Genomic DNA, 16,794 nt, shown 5'->3' with positions numbered 1-16,794 from the left:
CCCGAGGCGTTTTAGGGCGTGAAGCGTGCACTCCGATTGATCAGGCGCCGCGCATCGAGCAGCATTCCCGTGTTGCTGATCGTGGTGGCGTTGACTTTTCTGCTCTTGGAGCAAGCGTCCGGCGATGCGGTCGATGCCTATCTGCTGTCGATCGGCGGCGGGGATGCGGCGCTCACGCAATCGCTGCGGCAGGCCTATGGGCTCGACCAATCGATGTGGGCGCGGCTCTGGCTCTATCTCTCCTCGCTGGCAATGCTCGATCTCGGTTGGTCGGTCGCTTTCGACCGTCCGGTTCTCGACCTCATTCTCGAACGCTTGCCCAACACGTTACTGCTGATGGGAAGCGCCACGGCACTTTCCTTCGGGCTGGGCTCGGCACTCGGCATTCTCGCGGGGGCAAGGCCGGAAAGCTTCCGCGACCGGCTGCTTTCCACGGGATCGCTGGTGCTCTACGCCATTCCGAGTTTCTGGCTCGGCCTGGTGCTCAGCATAATCTTTGCGGTTCAGCTCCGCTGGCTGCCGACCTCCGGCATCGAAACCATCGCCTCGGGAAAGACCGGCCTTGCACGGGCGGCCGACATAGCGGCCCATCTCGTGCTGCCGGTCGGCGCTCTTTCTCTTATCTATCTCGCGCTCTTCCTGCGTGTCATGCGGGCAGGAATGGCGGAGATCTGGCCTCTGGACTTCGTACTTTTCGCCCGCGCCAAAGGGCTTTCGCGAGCAAGGATCGTGCTACGCCACGTGGCCCGCAACGCGCTCCTGCCGCTCGTCACCATGCTGGGCCTGCAATCGGCGGCCATGCTCGGCGGCAGCGTGGTGATCGAAAGCATCTTCGCGATCCCCGGCTTCGGGCGGCTGGCGCAGGAGGCGGTGAGCGGCCGCGATGCACCCCTCCTCATGGGGATCATTCTCGTTAGCGCCGTGCTGGTCATCTGCGTCAATCTCCTCACCGACATTCTCTATGCCGCGCTCGACCCGCGCGTGGGCTCCTCGGAGGCCGGCACATGACGGTCACGGGGAGATTTCTGCGCACGCCCGAAGGTATCGGCGGCCTTCTCATCCTGACCGTGCTCGCGATTGCGGCCATTCTCGCGCCGCTGCTTTCGCCCGGCGATCCCTTGAGCATTGCCGGCCGTCCGCTGCTGGCTCCCTTCACTGATCCAGCCTTTCCGCTCGGCACCGACAGGCTCGGACGCGATGTCCTGGCCGGCATCATACACGGCACACGGACATCGCTTGCGGTGGGGATCGCCGCCGCACTGGCGGCGCTGGCGCTCGGGTTGTGTGTAGGGCTCGCGGCCGGTTTTGCCGGCGGATTGGCGGACGAGGCGCTGATGCGGGTAGTCGATGCCTTCCAGATCGTGCCGAGCTTCCTGCTGGCGCTCGCCTTCGTCAGCGTCATCGGTCCATCCGTGCCGGTCGTCGTGCTAGCGATCGCGCTCGGCGCCTGGGCCGATCCCGCCCGGCTGACGCGGGCGCAGGTTTTGACGATCCGTGAACAGGATTACGTCGCCTCCGCGCGCGTCGTCGGCATGCATCCGGTCGAAATAGCATTCAAGGAGATCCTTCCGAATGCCCTGCCGCCGGTACTGGCGCTTGCGGCCATCATCGTCGCCTCCGCCATCCTCACGGAAGCCGCGCTTTCCTTCCTCGGCCTCGGCGATCCGAACGTCGTGACTTGGGGTTCAATGATCGCGGAAGGCCGCAACGTCCTGCGTTCCTCGCCCTGGCTCTCGATCTTCCCCGGCATCGCGCTGGTGGTGACGGTCGTCGGCGTCTATCTGTTCAGCGAAGGCTTGAGCAAAGCCATCTCCGGCCATGGGATACGGATGAGATGAGCGCGCCGCTTTGCCAGATACGCGGGCTTTCGGTGCTTTATCCCGGACAACAGACGCTCGCCTTGAAGAATATCGACCTCGACATCATGCCAGGCGAGAGGCTCGCCGTCATCGGCGAAAGCGGTTCGGGGAAAAGCACGCTTGCGCGCGCACTCGCCGGCCTGCTGCCCAGTGGCGCGCGCATAGCCGGCGAAATCATCTGGCCCTCGCGGGGGCAACGGCCGGTACCCGGCCGCGATCTCGGCTTCGTCTTCCAGGACCCTTCTGCAAGCCTCAACCCGGTGCTGACGATCGGCGAGCAGGTGGCCGAAAGTGCGGCTCGGCATCTCGGCCTCGCCTGGAGGGATGCCTATGCCCGGGCATTGGAGATGCTGGAGCGCGTGCGCATCCCGCAGCCGGAAAAGGCGCTGAAGGCCTTTCCGCACCAGCTTTCCGGCGGGCAGCGCCAGCGCGTGGCGATCGCCGCGGCCGTCATCTGCAAGCCGGCCTTCCTGATCGCCGACGAGGCGACCAGCGCGCTCGACATGGTGGTGCAGGCCGAGATCGTGAAGCTGCTCGACGAGCTGGTGCTTGAGGCCGGCACGACGATGCTCTTCATCACCCACGATATCGCGCTTGCCTCCGGCTTTGCGGACCGGCTTGCGATCTTCAAGGACGGCGACATCGTGGAAGAGGGGGCGGCGCAGGCGGTGCTGGCCGAGCCGCGCGAGGCCTATACGCGCATGCTGATCGGAAGCCATCTCGATTTGCGGAGCCCGCCGCTGATCCGGAAAAGGCGCTCCGCATGACCGAGCTGCTGACGATCAAGAACTTGTCGAAACGCTTCCTCTCTCGCGATCGAGAGGTCGCTGCGCTGGACGACGTTTCCCTCACGTTGAGAGCCGGCGAGACACTCGGCCTTGCCGGCGCTTCCGGCAGCGGAAAATCGACGCTGGCCCGCGTACTTCTTCGCCTCATCCACCCGGATGCGGGATCGATCCGCTTCGAAGGGGAGGATTGGCTTGCACATTCCGGCCGCGAGTTGCGCTGGCGGCGCGCGCGCATGCAGATGGTATTCCAGGATGTGCTCAGCGCCTTCAATCCGCAAGCGACGGTGGCCTCGGTGATCGACGATCCGCTGCGCATCCACAATGTGGTGGCAAAAAGCGAACGGCCCCGTGAGATCGCCTCCCTTCTCGACCGGGTCGGTCTGCCGCTGGCCTATTCCGCCCGTTCGATCCGCGAGCTCTCCGGCGGCCAACGGCAGAGGGTGGCGATTGCGCGCGCCATTGCCACGCATCCTTCCCTGATCGTGCTGGACGAGGCGGTTTCCGCCCTCGACGTTTCCGTACGCGGCAAGATCCTTGAGCTGCTCGTCGCATTGCAGGAGGAGCGCGGCATCGCCTATCTCTTCGTATCGCATGATCTTGCGGTTCTGCGCGCGGTTTCACACAGGATCGCGGTGATGGATGCCGGCAAGCTCGTCGAAACGGCCCCCCCGCGGCAGATCATCGATGCGCCGAGCTCGCCGGCGGCCAAGGCCCTGATTGCGGCCGTCCCGCGTCTCATCATCGCACGCCAGGAAGGACAGGCGGAACATGGCTTCTGACTTATGGAACCTCCTGAACGATCTGCCGGCCTTTTCGGCAGATCGCTATGCGTCCATTGCCGATCGGATCGCCCGGCTTCTCGGTACGGGGAGCGATGTGGTTCTCATCCAGGCGGAAGCCATCGTGGCGCTGGAGGCCGTCGCCGCCAGCCTCGCAAGACCTGGCCTCAGGGCGGCCAACATCGTCACCAGCCCCTATGGCGGATGGTTCGGGGGCTGGCTGCGGCGAGGCGAAGCCTCGGTCATCGATATCATGGCCGAGCCGGCAAAGCCGATCGAGGCTTCCACGGTTGCGGCGGCCCTGGAGACCAATCCGGATATACGTGTGCTCTCCCTGGTGCATGCGGAATCGGCAAGCGGCATTCTCAATCCGCTGGAAGATATTCTTTCGCTCGCCCGGCAAAGAGGCATCCTCACCGTGGTGGACGCCGTGGCTTCCATCGGCGGCCACCCGCTCGATGTCGATGCGCTCGGCATCGACATTGCCGTCATCGGCCCACAGAAATCACTTGCGGGACCGGCAGGACTCTCGGCCGTTTCCGTAAGCCGGAAGGCATGGGAATTCGTCGCAAGAAACGGCGCGCCGCGAAATTCAGTCCTTTCCCTTCTCGACCAGAGGGACTGGATCGAAGAAGGCCGCGGCGCCCTGCCCGGCACACCTTCGTCCATGGAGTTCTTCGCGCTCGAAGCCGCTCTTGATCGCATCGAGGCGGAGGGGTTGGAAAATGTCCTCGCAAGACATGCGCAGGCAGCGGCGGCAAGCCGCGCCGGTCTGCTGGCGCTTGGCGCCGAACCCTGGGCCGCGGCAGGGCGCGGCTCGCATCTCGTCACGACGGTGAAGCTGCCGGAAAGCGCGGATATGGACGGTTTGCTGAAAGCGGCGGACGGCTTCGGGGCTGCGCTGACGGCGGGCGTGGGGCCGGGTGCGGGACGGCTCGTGCGGCTCAATCACACTGGTCGGCGCGCCCGCCTAGAGATCGTGCTCGCAAATGTCTTGGCCTATGGCATGGCATTGCGGGCCCAAGGGCTGCCTGCGGATATCGCCGCTGCCTCGGACGCGGTCACCGGCTTCTACGGCGGGTAGTCCCACACAAATTCCTATAGGATTTTTATTTCTTTCCCATGCGGGCTCTCTCGAACCTTTATGCGGTTCGGGCCCATGTTTCCTGCTGAAATCCAGGACGAGCGCTGCCGGATCTCCGGCGGCCGCATCGGCATGCCGCCGTTTCCGGAGCGGTCCTGGTTCACTCGATCCATGCAAGGAGCCATCAAAATGGACGTGATCATGATCGGAATGGGTGTCGTCAGCTTCGCCCTGTTCCTCGCCTACACACACGCCTGCGACGCACTGTGAGAGGAGCCATAAAATGCTTCTCGAATATCTCCTCGGCGGCGCCGTCACGCTCTTCCTCCTCGTCTATCTCACCTATGCGCTGGTCCGCCCCGAGCGGTTCTGACCGCCGGATCGACTCAACATTTCGAAGGCTCATCCCATGACACTCAACGGATGGTTCCAGATCCTTCTCTATTGCGGGATCATCATCGCGCTCGCGAAGCCGCTCGGCGGCTACATGACGCGCGTCTTCAACGGCGAGCGCACGCTTCTCTCGCCGCTTCTCCGCCCGATCGAGCGCGGCCTCTATGGGCTTGCCGGCACCGGCGAACGTGAGGAGCAGCACTGGACGACCTATACCGTCGCCCTCCTGCTCTTCAATTTAGCCGGATTCTTCCTTCTTTACGCCCTCCAGCGGCTGCAGGGCGGCCTGCCTTTCAACCCGGCCGGTATGAGCGGCTTGCCCTCAGACCTCGCCTTCAACACCGCTGCCAGCTTCGTCTCGAACACCAACTGGCAGAACTACGGCGGCGAAAGCACGATGTCGTACCTGACGCAGATGCTCGGGCTCAACGTGCAGAACTTCCTGTCGGCCGCGACCGGCGTGGCAATCGCCATGGCGCTGATCCGCGCCTTTGCGCGCAAATCGGTACAGACGCTCGGCAACTTCTGGGTCGATCTCACCCGCTGCACACTCTACATCCTCCTGCCCATCTGCGTCATCGGCACGCTGGTGCTGGTCTGGCAGGGCGTTCCGCAGAACCTCAACCCCTATACCGTCGCGACCACGCTCGAGGGCGCGCAGCAGACGATCGCGCAAGGCCCCGTCGCCTCGCAGATGATGATCAAGCATCTCGGCACCAATGGCGGCGGCTTCTTCAATGCCAATGCGGCTCACCCTTTCGAGAACCCGACGGCGCTCACCAACCTCATCCACATGGTGTCGATCTTCGCGATCGGCGCGGCACTCACCAACGTCTTCGGCCGCATGGTCGGTAACGAGAAACAAGGCTGGGCGATCTTCGCCACCATGGGCATCCTGTTCCTGGCCGGCGTCACCGTCTGCTACTGGGCGGAAGCTGCGGGCAACCCGCTCGTCCACGCGCTCGGCATCGACGGCGGTAACATGGAAGGCAAGGAGGCGCGTTTCGGCATACCGCTTTCCGCCCTCTTCGCCGTCATCACCACGGCAGCCTCCTGCGGCGCGGTCAATGCCATGCATGACAGCTTCATGGCGCTCGGCGGCATGATCCCGCTCATCAACATGATGCTCGGCGAAATCATCATCGGCGGCGTGGGCGCAGGTTTCTATGGCATCCTGCTCTTCGTCGTGGTGGCGATCTTCGTTGCCGGCCTGATGGTCGGCCGCACGCCGGAATATCTCGGCAAGAAGATCGAGGCAAAGGAAGTGAAGATGGCGATGCTGGCGCTTCTCTGCCTGCCGCTCTTCATGCTGGGCTTTACCGCGGTCGCCGTGGTGCTGCCGAATGCGGTGGCCTCGATCGCCAATCCCGGTCCGCACGGCTTCTCCGAGATCCTCTACGCCTATGTCTCGGCGGCCGCCAACAACGGCTCGGCCTTTGGAGGGCTCACCGGCAACACGCCCTGGTACAACGTCACGCTGGGGCTGACGATGCTCGCCGGCCGTTTCCTGATCATCGTGCCTGCCATGGCACTTGCCGGTTCGCTGGTTACGAAAAAGGCCGCGCCGGAATCGGCGGGCACCTTCCCGACACACGGACCGCTCTTCGTCGCCCTGCTTCTCGGCGTGATCGTCATCATGGGCGGCCTGGAATTCTTCCCGGCGCTCGCGCTTGGCCCGATCGTCGAACACCTGGCGATGCTCGGGGGGCAGACCTTCTGATGTCCTGCCCCGGCTTGCCTAACAAGAACACCCATACTGGAGCCTCGTCATGAGCCAGTCCAAATCCGCGAGCATCATGGATGCCCGCATCCTCGTGCCAGCCATCGGCGGCGCATTCGCCAAGCTCAATCCCAAGAGCCTGGCCCGCAATCCGGTGATCTTCGTGGTCGCCGTCGTTTCCGCTCTTTCCACGATCCTGCTCATCAGGGATGTGGTGACCGGGGGAGCCGATATCGGCTTCTCCTTTCAGATCGTCATCTGGCTGTGGTTCACGGTGCTCTTCGCCAACTTCGCGGAAGCGGTGGCCGAGGGGCGTGGCAAGGCGCAGGCGGAATCGCTGCGCAAGACCCGCACCGAAACCCAGGCCAAACTTCTCAACGGCAATGGCCGCGACTTCAAGCTGGTGCCAGGCACCAGCCTGAAGGTCGGTGATGTCGTGCTGGTCGAGGCCGGCGACATCATCCCCTCCGATGGCGAAGTGATCGAAGGCATCGCTTCGGTCAACGAGGCGGCGATCACCGGCGAATCCGCTCCCGTCATCCGCGAATCGGGCGGCGACCGCTCGGCCGTCACCGGCGGCACGCAGGTGCTTTCCGACTGGGTTCGGGTGCGCATCACGGCCGCCGCCGGCTCTACTTTCATCGACCGGATGATCGCGCTCGTCGAAGGCGCGGAACGCCAGAAGACGCCGAACGAGATCGCCCTCAACATCCTGCTTGCCGGCATGACGCTGATCTTTGTCATCGCCACCGCGACGATCCCGAGCTTCGCCTCTTATGCCGGCGGCTATATCCCGGTCACCGTCCTCGTCGCGCTCTTCGTGACGCTGATCCCGACCACGATCGGTGCGCTTCTTTCAGCGATCGGCATTGCCGGCATGGACCGGCTGGTGCGTTTCAACGTGCTCGCCATGTCCGGCCGCGCCGTGGAAGCGGCGGGCGACGTCGATACGCTTCTCCTCGACAAGACCGGCACGATCACGCTCGGCAACCGCCAGGCGACCGAGTTCCGCCCGGTGCCCGGCGTGACTGCCGAGGAACTGGCCGATGCCGCCCAGCTCGCCTCGCTTGCCGACGAAACGCCGGAAGGCCGTTCGATAACCGTGCTTGCCAAGGAGAAATACGGCATCCGCGCCCGCGACATGCAGAGCCTGCACGCGACCTTCATTCCCTTCACCGCGCAGAGCCGCATGAGCGGCGTTGATCTCGAGGGTTCCTCGATCCGCAAGGGCGCGGTGGATGCGGTGTTGAACTACATCCGGTCGAACGCTGCCGCGACCAGCAGCGACGCCATCCGTGAAGCACAGGGAATTGCCGAGGACATCGCCAAGTCGGGCGGCACCCCGCTTGCCGTGGTGCGCGACGGGCGCCTGCTCGGCATCATCCATCTCAAGGATATCGTCAAGGGCGGCATTCGCGAACGCTTTGCGGAGCTGCGCCGCATGGGCATCCGCACTGTTATGATCACCGGCGACAATCCGATGACGGCCGCAGCAATCGCCGCCGAAGCGGGCGTCGATGATTTCCTCGCTCAGGCTACGCCCGAAAACAAGCTTTCGCTGATCCGCGAAGAGCAGGCCAAGGGCAAGCTGGTAGCCATGTGCGGTGACGGCACGAACGATGCCCCCGCGCTTGCCCAGGCAGATGTCGGCGTCGCCATGAACACCGGCACTGTGGCCGCTCGCGAAGCCGGCAATATGGTTGATCTCGACAGCGATCCGACAAAGCTCATCGAAATCGTCGAGATCGGCAAGCAGCTCCTGATGACCCGCGGCGCGCTGACGACCTTCTCGATCGCCAACGACATCGCCAAATATTTCGCGATCATCCCCGCCATGTTCCTCGCCTTCTATCCGCAGCTCGGCGTCTTGAACATCATGGGGCTTTCGACACCCCAGAGCGCCATTCTTTCAGCGATCATCTTCAACGCGCTGATCATCGTGGCGCTGATCCCGCTCTCGCTGAAAGGCGTCAAATACCGAGCGATCGGTGCCGGCGCCCTCCTCTCCCGCAATCTTGCCATCTACGGCCTCGGCGGCGTGATCGTGCCCTTCATCGGCATCAAAGCCATCGACATGGCCATCACCGCCCTTGGCCTCGCATAAGGAGCAGTTCCCATGCTGAAACAATTGAGACCCGCGATCGTCCTACTGGTCGCCCTCACCGTCATCACCGGCCTCGTCTACCCTCTCGGCATGACGGGTATCGCCCAGGCGCTCTTTCCCGAAAAGGCGAACGGCAGCCTGATCGAGCGGGATGGCCAGGTGGTTGGCTCGGCCTTGATTGGCCAGGCCTTTACCGGCGAACGCTATTTCCACGGTCGCCCATCGGCCGCCGGCGACGGGTATAACGCCGCCGCCTCCAGCGGCTCCAACCTCGGCCCGACGAACCCGAAGCTGATCGAGCGCATCAAAACGGATGCCGAGGCATTGAAGGCCGAAAACCCGAATGCAACGGTGCCGATCGATCTCGTTACCACTTCCGGCAGCGGGCTCGACCCGGACATCTCACCCGAAGCCGCCTATTTCCAGGTTTCGCGCGTCGCCAAGGCGCGGGGCATGAACGAGCCGGCGGTGCGCGCGCTGGTCGATGCTCATGTGGAGGATCGGCAATTCGGCCTGCTCGGCGAACCTGTGGTCAACGTGTTGGCGTTGAACCTGGCGCTTGACGAAGCCAATCCCTGACTTGAAATGGGCAGCGGGCGGCATTTTGCCGGCCGCTGCATTCCCGTTCGGGAGAGAACCTGCCTATGCCCGATGACAACCGCGACATGGAAAACCGGCCTTCGCCGGACGCGCTTCTGGAAAATGCCGAGCGCGAAGGTCGCGGCCGCCTGAAGATTTTTCTCGGCGCAGCTCCGGGAGTGGGCAAGACCTACGAGATGCTGATATCCGGGCGCGCGCGCCAGGCCGACGGCATCGACGTGGTCATCGGCGTGGTGGAAACCCATGGCCGGAGAGAAACCGAAGCCCTTGTCGACGGTTTCGAGATCATCCCACGCAAGAAGATCGACTATCGAGGCCAGCAGATCGACGAGATGGACCTCGATGCCATCCTCGCACGTCGGCCGGCACTGGTGCTGGTGGATGAGCTCGCCCACACCAATGCCACGGGAAGCCGCCACCCCAAGCGCTACATGGACGTGCAGGAGATCCTCGCCCAGGGGATCGACGTCTATTCCACGCTCAACATCCAGCACGTCGAAAGCCTCAACGACGTGGTCGCGCAGATCACCCGCATCCGGGTGCGCGAGACTGTGCCAGATTCGATCATCGATAGGGCCGATGACGTCGAGATCATCGACATCACGCCGGATGATCTCCTCAAGCGGCTGAAGGAAGGCAAGGTCTATGTGCCGGCGACTGCCCGCCGCGCCATCGAGAACTATTTTTCACCCGGCAACCTGACGGCGCTTCGCGAACTGGCGCTGCGCCGCACCGCGCAGCGGGTGGACGAGCAGCTTCTCAACCACATGCAGGCGCATGCCATTCCCGGCCCCTGGGCGGCGGGCGAGCGGGTGCTCGTCTGCCTCGACCACGGCAGAGGCAGCGCGGGGCTGGTGCGCTATGGCAAACGGCAGGCCGACCGGCTACGTGCCCCCTGGGCGGTGCTGCATCTCGAAACTCCGCAGGCGATCAGCCTGCCGGACGAGGAGAAAGACCGGCTCGCCGCCAATATGCGGCTTGCCGAACAGCTCGGCGCCGAAACGGTGACGCTTCCTGCATTGCGCATTTCGCGCGAGATCATCGCCTATGCCAATGCCAACAACTTCACCCATGTCGTCGTCGGCAGGCCGCGAAGACGAGCCTGGTGGCGTATCTGGCAAAGCACCGTAACCGACGACCTCATCCGCTATGCCGGGGACATCAGCGTCCACGTGATCTCGGGCGATGCGACGGAGGAGCCGCGCGGCGGCGTGAAGACTGCAAAACCTCGGCCGGTAAGGATCAGGCCCTATATCCGCAGCGCCGTCTTCGTCGGCCTTGCACTCATCGCCGGCATCGCGCTCGATCAGGCGCTGGACGTGCAGAACCTCGCGCTGGTTTTCTTGATGGCGGTACTGGCGGCTTCCGTGCGGGGCGGTTTGGGGCCCGGCCCCTTCGCGTCGCTCATCGGCGCCCTCTCCTTCAACTTCTTCTTCCTGGAGCCGCGCTATACCTTCACCGTGCGCGACCCAGAAAGCGTCGTGGCACTGGCATTCTTTCTCGGGGTGGCGGTCGTGGCGAGCAATCTGACGGCCGCCGTGCAGCGCCAGGCCGCCGCGGCCCGGCAGCGGGCTCGCACTACCGAAGATCTCTACCTCTTCTCCAAGAAGCTCGCGAGCACCGGCACGCTGGACGACGTGCTTTGGGCGGCAGCCTTCCAGATCGCCTCGATGCTGAAGGTCAGGGTCGTCATCCTGCTTCCCGAAAATGGCACGATCGCCGTCAAGGCCGGCTATCCGCCGGACGACACCCTGGCCGACGCCGACATCGCAGCCGCCAACTGGGCATGGCAGCACAACCGGCCCGCCGGACGAGCGGCCGACACGCTGCCGGGGGCGAAACGCCTTTACCTGCCGCTGCGCACGGGGCGCGAGGCGGTCGGGGTCATCGGTCTGGACAACGACAGGCAGGGTCCGCTGCTCACGCCGGAGCAGCAGCGCCTCTTCGACGCGCTGGCGGACCAGGCAGCGCTTGCGATCGAGCGCGTTCAGCTCGTTTCCGACATCGACAAGGCGAAGCTCGCCGCCGAGACCGACCGGCTGCGCACCGCGCTCCTGACCTCGATCTCGCATGATCTCAAGACGCCGCTTGCGGCGATCATGGGTTCGGCGGGAACGCTCAAGGATTTCGGCCCGGACATTCCCCAAGAGGCGCGGGCAGAGCTGCTCTCGACCGTCATCGACGAATCCGAGCGGCTCAATCGCTTCATTTCCAACCTGCTCGACATGACGCGCCTCGGCGCGGGCGCCATGCAGCCGAACTACGCCTTCCACTTCGTTGGCGATATCGTGGGCACCGCACTCGGACGAGCGTCGAAGATCGCCGCGAGGCACAGGGTCCATGTAGATGCTCCCGCCGATCTGCCGATGCTGAGGGTCGATCCGGTTCTGTTCGAGCAGGTTCTGTTCAATCTCATCGACAATGCCGCCAAATACGCACCCGACGAAACGCGGATCGATATCCGCGCCTGGCGGGACGGAGACAGCCTGCTGCTTTCGATCTCCGACGAGGGGCCAGGCATTCCGTCCGGCGACCTCGAACGTGTGTTCGACAGCTTTTACAGGGTTCGAAAGGGGGATCACGTGCGAGCCGGCACCGGACTCGGCCTTTCCATCTGCCGTGGCTTCATCGAGGCCATGGGCGGCACGATCAAGGCCTCCAACCGACCGGACCGCTCGGGCGCAATTTTCACCATCCGCATGCCGGTGCCTCGCGAAGCGCCGACAATGGGAGAAGACGAATGACCAATTCCGCCGTCCGCATTCTTATAATCGACGACGAACCGCCGATCCGGAAGTTGCTGCGCGTGGGCCTCTCCACGCAGGGCTATGCCATCAGCGAGGCGATGAACGCCAAGGTCGCGGCAGAACTCGTAGAAACGGACAAGCCGGACCTGGTCCTGCTCGATCTCGGGCTCCCCGACATGGCGGGTCACGATCTGCTTGAGAAATGGCGCCGCGACGGCATCGATCTGCCGATCGTCATCCTCTCAAGCCGTACCGACGAGGCGGGTATCGTCAGAGCGCTCGAACTCGGAGCCGACGACTACGTGACCAAGCCTTTCGGCATGAACGAGCTCGTGGCCCGCATCCGCGTCGCGCTCCGGCACCGGCTGCAAAGCCACGGCGAAAAGCCGATTTTCCAGACCGGCGAGCTTTCCGTCGATCTCGTCAAGCGCATCGTGAAGGTGGCGGGCGAGGAGGTGAAGCTCTCGCCGAAGGAATACGAAATCCTGCGCATTCTCGTGCAGCATGCAGGCAAGGTACTGACGCACCGTTTCCTGCTGGAGCACGTCTGGGACGGGCTCACCGACGTGCAGTACCTGCGTGTCTATGTGCGCCAGCTTCGCCAGAAGATCGAGAAGACACCCGATCAGCCGCAATACATCCTCACCGAAACCGGCGTCGGCTATAGGCTTCGGGAAGGAATTTAGCCGGCTACGATAAATGGAAGGCATCGCTTCCCGAAAGATTTAACGGAGTCCCTGGAACAGCGGACGATTCACGAGGTTCGACCCTCGACCTTGAACGGTGAATCCGTGAATTGCCATGCCGCAATCGTCTCGAACGGGATTGGAAAGCGAGCCGGATGGCCCTTTAGATCCCCTGCTGACCAACTGTCTTCCTCAATGGGTCGCCCGATCGCTTGAGGCCAACGGCATTCGCCGCCTGAGCGAAGCATCCGAACTCACGGACGGGGAGTTGCTGAAACTGAGAGGCGTGGGGCACCGATCAGTGAAGCTGATACGGGCGGCTATCAGAAGCCTGAAACGACAACGCAAGTTGACATCCAGGCATTGACTTCGCTTCCGTTCATCCGGGTAGGCCGAAAATCCCTGCTTGCATTGGGGAGCCGACTTCGCCCTGACAGTCCGTGACTTCGAGCAGTTTCCGCAGACGGACGGCATAGCGTTCCACCAGCGCCCCCAGCCTTGCTTTCTCGAGGCCGTCGGCGGAGGCGAACGCGCCTGACCAGAGGCCGATCTGGAAGGCCAGGTAGCAGGCTTCGAAGAACGTGAGGACGTCTTTACGCAGATCGCAATCCGTCTGCTGCGCGATGGCCGCGGCGAGCCGATCCCGCTCCGCGCCGGAAAGATCGAACTCGACGCCGGCGGCGGCGACATCCCAGGCGATATCCTGGCAGCCGACGAGATCGTGCGCGGCATTGTGGTCGAGCGCATCCGTCTTCACCAGCCGGCCGTCGCCGGTCATCAGCCATTCCCAGGCGTGAAGCCGATTATCCGTATCGACCCGGCGAAGCCGGCGGGAAAACCTCCCAACGGGACCAATCTGCTGTCTAAGCCTTTCCGCCGCGTCTTCGCCGAGCGCCTCGCTGGTATTGAAAACCGCCATACGACACAGCTCCTCGGGCGACGCACCTCTACCGGGTGGAGCAAGATGACGCGCACGAAAGCCGAGATAATGGCCAAGATGATCGATGAGCTGCCCTTGTGGTATGGCGATCATGCTCAGCGGGGTCCCATCGACCCATTTCTCTACCAGGAAACCGTGGCAGGTGCCGGCCACTTCCGGCGTGAAACCGGCTTCGTGCAGGAGGGCGCCCCGACGCGTCTTCTCTTTGTCGCTCCCACCAAGACCGGCATATTTGACGAGCCAGTTCCCGTCATCCGCCCGCATCAGGAATTTCCGCTTTTCCATCTGCATGTGGCTCGGCGGCCAAAACCGCTCGTCGGGATGGCGTAGCGCGCGCCAGGCACCGCCGGAGAGATCCTGCCAGGATCTTTTCCTGGCGCCAACGAGATCGGCCACCCAGGTCGAAAGGCGGTGAGCGGGCTCCCGCGTATCGATAATCAGCTCGTCCATCGAAACGTGGTGACGGGGGCGCTCCCTCCAGAACTTTCGATGCGCCGCGCTTGCCCGTGGACCGGGATCGCCCGGATGGCTGGGAAAGAAATGTATCCGGCCGGCGGGCACGCCATTGGCCTGCAGCCAATCCGCGACGCTGCCGAAGGAGCTTCCCGAGAGGCCAGGTCCCTCGTCAACGATCGCGAAATCGCGGTCCCCCTCACCCAGAATGCGTTTAGCAAGCGCCGGCGCGACCCGCAGGCGCCGGTCGAAGGGGTGGCCTGACGGACGCAGCGACCAGGCTGGCCCGGAGCCGAGGGCGGCGGCCACGAGCGCGGCAAGACCTGCACCGATGCTGCGAAGCCCGATCACGATAGTCCGAGCAGTCAATCCCGACCTCGACGCCGCCTCGATATAGCTTTCCGGATAAAGGGCATAGAAGGCATAGCCTTCTCCCCGCTTCACGCGCAGCGGTTCGGCGCACTCCAATTCCTGCAGCAGGTCCGGCCATTGCCGGGGCAGCGACAGTTCGCCGGCAAAGCCGCTCCGCCACGACTGCATGATGGCTCCGGCCTGCGCGTGAAGAAGTTTCGCGCCCGTCTCCTGGACAAACGAAAGATCATCCACGCCCTTTTCGGCAAACTCCCGATCCGCCAGTCCCTGGACCAGTTCTCCCGTGGCGATGAAAGCGTTCACCAGTGCCTCATGGCGCGGCCTGCCGGGAGGCATCCGCAAGCAACCGGCAAGCGTCTCGGCGATCTCCCCGCGCATCACGGCCGATCGTTCGACACGTTCGAGGTCGCCATAGACCAGCATCGACATTTCTCCCTTTCAAGCCTGAAGCCAGCCTTCTTGCCGCAACTCCGGGAAAATGAAGTTTTCCTGGAACACATGGCGCCGCGGTTTGTTCGCAGGCTTTGTAGATGCTGGAGAAAAAGATGGTTTCGAGTTCCATTCGCGTCGGCCTGGTCGGAGTGGGAAACTGCGCTTCCTCGCTGGTCCAGGGCCTGACCTATTACCGTAACGTCCAGGACAACGAGCCGGTTCCAGGCCTCATGCATGTCGATCTCGGCGGCTATCAGGTGAGCGACATAGAGATTTCCGCCGCCTTCGACGTCGCCGCGTCCAAGGTGGGGCGCGACGTGGCGGAAGCCATCTATGCCAAGCCGAACAACACGAAGCGGTTTGCCGATGTCGCGCCGACCGGCGTTGCCGTGAAACGCGGCAGGACGCTCGACGGGATCGGCAAATATCTCAGGGACGAGATCGAGGAAGCGGCCGAACCGGAAGCGGATGTGGCCGAAATCCTGCGACGGACACGCACGGACGTGCTCGTTTCCTATCTGCCGGTCGGCTCCGAAGAGGCGACCAAATGGTATGCCGAACAGGCGCTCGCCGCCGGCTGCGCCTTCATCAACTGCATTCCGGTCTTCATCGCCTCAAAACCGGAATGGCAGAGGAAGTTCGCCGCGCGCGGCCTGCCGGTCATCGGCGACGACATCAAGAGCCAGGTGGGCGCCACCATCGTCCATCGAATGCTCGTCAATCTCTTCCGCGAGCGCGGCGTGCGGGTAGACCGCACCTACCAGCTCAATTTCGGCGGCAATACGGATTTCCTCAACATGCTGGAGCGCGAGCGGCTGGAATCGAAGAAGATTTCCAAGACTCAATCGGTCACCAGTCAGCTCGATGTTCCCTTGCCGCCCGATGATGTGCATGTGGGGCCGAGCGACCATGTGCCCTGGCTCGCCGACAGGAAATGGGCCTATATCCGCCTCGAGGGAACCACCTTCGGCGGTGTTCCGTTGAATGCGGAGCTCAAGCTCGAGGTGTGGGATTCTCCCAATTCGGCCGGCGTGGTCATAGACGCCGTACGCTGCGCGAAACTCGCGCTCGACCGCGGCGTGGGCGGCGTGCTGACGGGCCCATCCAGCTATTTCATGAAGTCGCCGCCGCAGCAATTCACCGATCACGAGGCGCGACGGAGGACGCAGAATTTCATCGACGATCAGGAAGATATCCTGCGCGGGGCGGCCGAATGACGGTGACGTTCTTCCTGGTCCGCCATGCCGCCCATGACGATGTCGGGCGCTTTCTGGCCGGGCGGAAGGAAGGCATCACGCTCGGGGCGGCCGGCAAGGAGCAGGCCCGGCGCCTGGGGCAAAGGATGCAGCGGGAAAAGATCAGTGCGGTTCACACGAGCCCCCGCGAGCGTACGCGGGAAACGGCCGTAGCCATCGCGACGGCCTGCGGGCTCGGCGAGCCGGAGATCACGGACGCGCTGGACGAGGTGAATTTCGGCGACTGGTCCGGCAAGACCTTCGAGACGCTCGATGCGGACCCCTCATGGCGCCGGTGGAATACGATCCGCAGTCTTGCCCGCACGCCGGGTGGCGAAACCATGCTGGACGTGCAGCGCCGGGCGCTGGAGCTGATCGCAACCCTTGCTGCCGGCGATGGCGGCGGGAGACTAGTGTTGGTTTCGCATGCCGATGTCATCAAAGCGGCGGTGAGCCATGTGTTGGGCCTGCCGATCGACGCCTGGCCGAGGTTCGATATCGCGCCCGCCTCGGTTACCAGCATTGCGGCCGGTCACTGGGGCGCGAAAGTTCTGACCCTCAACGAGACGATTGCATGAAACCCAGGATCCTGGAGAAAACGC

The 16,794-nt window shown here is 63.8% G+C and carries 15 protein-coding genes; 14 read left to right on the top strand and 1 reads right to left on the bottom strand.

The window, feature by feature from the left end; all coding sequences use genetic code 11:
* Positions 1-18 precede the first annotated feature (18 nt).
* The 12 genes from YH62_RS08515 (at position 19) to YH62_RS08460 (ending at position 12,760) form a co-directional block, all read left to right on the top strand.
* Complete coding sequence (locus YH62_RS08515; RefSeq protein ID WP_046793787.1) at positions 19-1,008, top strand: ABC transporter permease; 990 nt, start codon at positions 19-21, stop codon at positions 1,006-1,008.
* Entirely contained in the window at positions 1,005-1,838 is an 834-nt protein-coding gene (locus YH62_RS08510) for an ABC transporter permease (RefSeq protein ID WP_046793786.1), read from the top strand. Before YH62_RS08515 ends, YH62_RS08510 begins: the two co-directional genes overlap by 4 nt.
* On the top strand, positions 1,835-2,626 hold the full coding sequence (locus tag YH62_RS08505) for an ABC transporter ATP-binding protein (RefSeq protein WP_046793785.1): 792 nt from the start codon (positions 1,835-1,837) through the stop codon (positions 2,624-2,626). The genes YH62_RS08510 and YH62_RS08505 overlap by 4 nt, the downstream gene beginning before the upstream one ends.
* Positions 2,623-3,426 carry an ATP-binding cassette domain-containing protein gene (locus YH62_RS08500; RefSeq protein ID WP_046793784.1) on the top strand — a complete coding sequence of 268 codons (804 nt, stop codon included), beginning with the start codon at positions 2,623-2,625 and terminating at the stop codon, positions 3,424-3,426. Before YH62_RS08505 ends, YH62_RS08500 begins: the two co-directional genes overlap by 4 nt.
* Positions 3,416-4,510: an aminotransferase class V-fold PLP-dependent enzyme gene (locus tag YH62_RS08495; protein ID WP_046793783.1), complete on the top strand. Its 1,095-nt coding sequence runs from the start codon at positions 3,416-3,418 to the stop codon at positions 4,508-4,510. The genes YH62_RS08500 and YH62_RS08495 overlap by 11 nt, the downstream gene beginning before the upstream one ends.
* A 75-nt stretch (positions 4,511-4,585) precedes the next feature.
* Complete coding sequence (locus tag YH62_RS08490; protein WP_137326575.1) at positions 4,586-4,780, top strand: hypothetical protein; 195 nt, start codon at positions 4,586-4,588, stop codon at positions 4,778-4,780.
* A 13-nt stretch (positions 4,781-4,793) separates the two neighbouring features.
* The gene (locus tag YH62_RS08485; RefSeq protein ID WP_046793781.1) at positions 4,794-4,883 is read left to right on the top strand and encodes a K(+)-transporting ATPase subunit F; all 90 of its coding nucleotides are present in this window, start codon (positions 4,794-4,796) and stop codon (positions 4,881-4,883) included.
* Positions 4,884-4,919: 36 nt separating this feature from the next.
* Complete coding sequence (gene kdpA / locus YH62_RS08480; protein WP_046793780.1) at positions 4,920-6,623, top strand: potassium-transporting ATPase subunit KdpA; 1,704 nt, start codon at positions 4,920-4,922, stop codon at positions 6,621-6,623.
* Positions 6,624-6,672: 49 nt separating this feature from the next.
* Positions 6,673-8,727, top strand: coding sequence for a potassium-transporting ATPase subunit KdpB (gene kdpB / locus YH62_RS08475; protein WP_046793779.1), 2,055 nt, complete (start codon positions 6,673-6,675; stop codon positions 8,725-8,727).
* Between the two features lie 12 nt (positions 8,728-8,739).
* Positions 8,740-9,306, top strand: coding sequence for a potassium-transporting ATPase subunit KdpC (gene kdpC / locus YH62_RS08470; RefSeq protein WP_046793778.1), 567 nt, complete (start codon positions 8,740-8,742; stop codon positions 9,304-9,306).
* A gap of 65 nt (positions 9,307-9,371) precedes the next feature.
* The gene (locus YH62_RS08465; protein ID WP_046793777.1) at positions 9,372-12,071 is read left to right on the top strand and encodes a sensor histidine kinase KdpD; all 2,700 of its coding nucleotides are present in this window, start codon (positions 9,372-9,374) and stop codon (positions 12,069-12,071) included.
* The gene (locus YH62_RS08460; protein ID WP_046793776.1) at positions 12,068-12,760 is read left to right on the top strand and encodes a response regulator transcription factor; all 693 of its coding nucleotides are present in this window, start codon (positions 12,068-12,070) and stop codon (positions 12,758-12,760) included. Before YH62_RS08465 ends, YH62_RS08460 begins: the two co-directional genes overlap by 4 nt.
* Positions 12,761-13,139: 379 nt before the next feature.
* Here YH62_RS08460 and YH62_RS08455 read toward each other — a convergent pair whose 3' ends face one another.
* Entirely contained in the window at positions 13,140-14,948 is a 1,809-nt protein-coding gene (locus YH62_RS08455) for a hypothetical protein (RefSeq protein WP_046793775.1), read from the bottom strand.
* Positions 14,949-15,070: 122 nt separating this feature from the next.
* Here YH62_RS08455 and YH62_RS08450 point away from each other — a divergent pair, with 122 nt between their 5' ends.
* The gene (locus YH62_RS08450; RefSeq protein ID WP_046794291.1) at positions 15,071-16,174 is read left to right on the top strand and encodes an inositol-3-phosphate synthase; all 1,104 of its coding nucleotides are present in this window, start codon (positions 15,071-15,073) and stop codon (positions 16,172-16,174) included.
* Positions 16,171-16,770, top strand: a complete 600-nt coding sequence (locus YH62_RS08445) for a histidine phosphatase family protein (RefSeq protein WP_046793774.1) — start codon at positions 16,171-16,173, stop codon at positions 16,768-16,770. Before YH62_RS08450 ends, YH62_RS08445 begins: the two co-directional genes overlap by 4 nt.
* Positions 16,771-16,794 lie beyond the last annotated feature (24 nt).

The organism is Rhizobium sp. LC145, from assembly GCF_001005825.1.
Classification (GTDB): Bacteria; Pseudomonadota; Alphaproteobacteria; order Rhizobiales; family Rhizobiaceae; genus Neorhizobium.
Note: the sequence above shows the minus strand (reverse complement) of the source record. Positions and strands in the feature narration are given on the sequence as shown.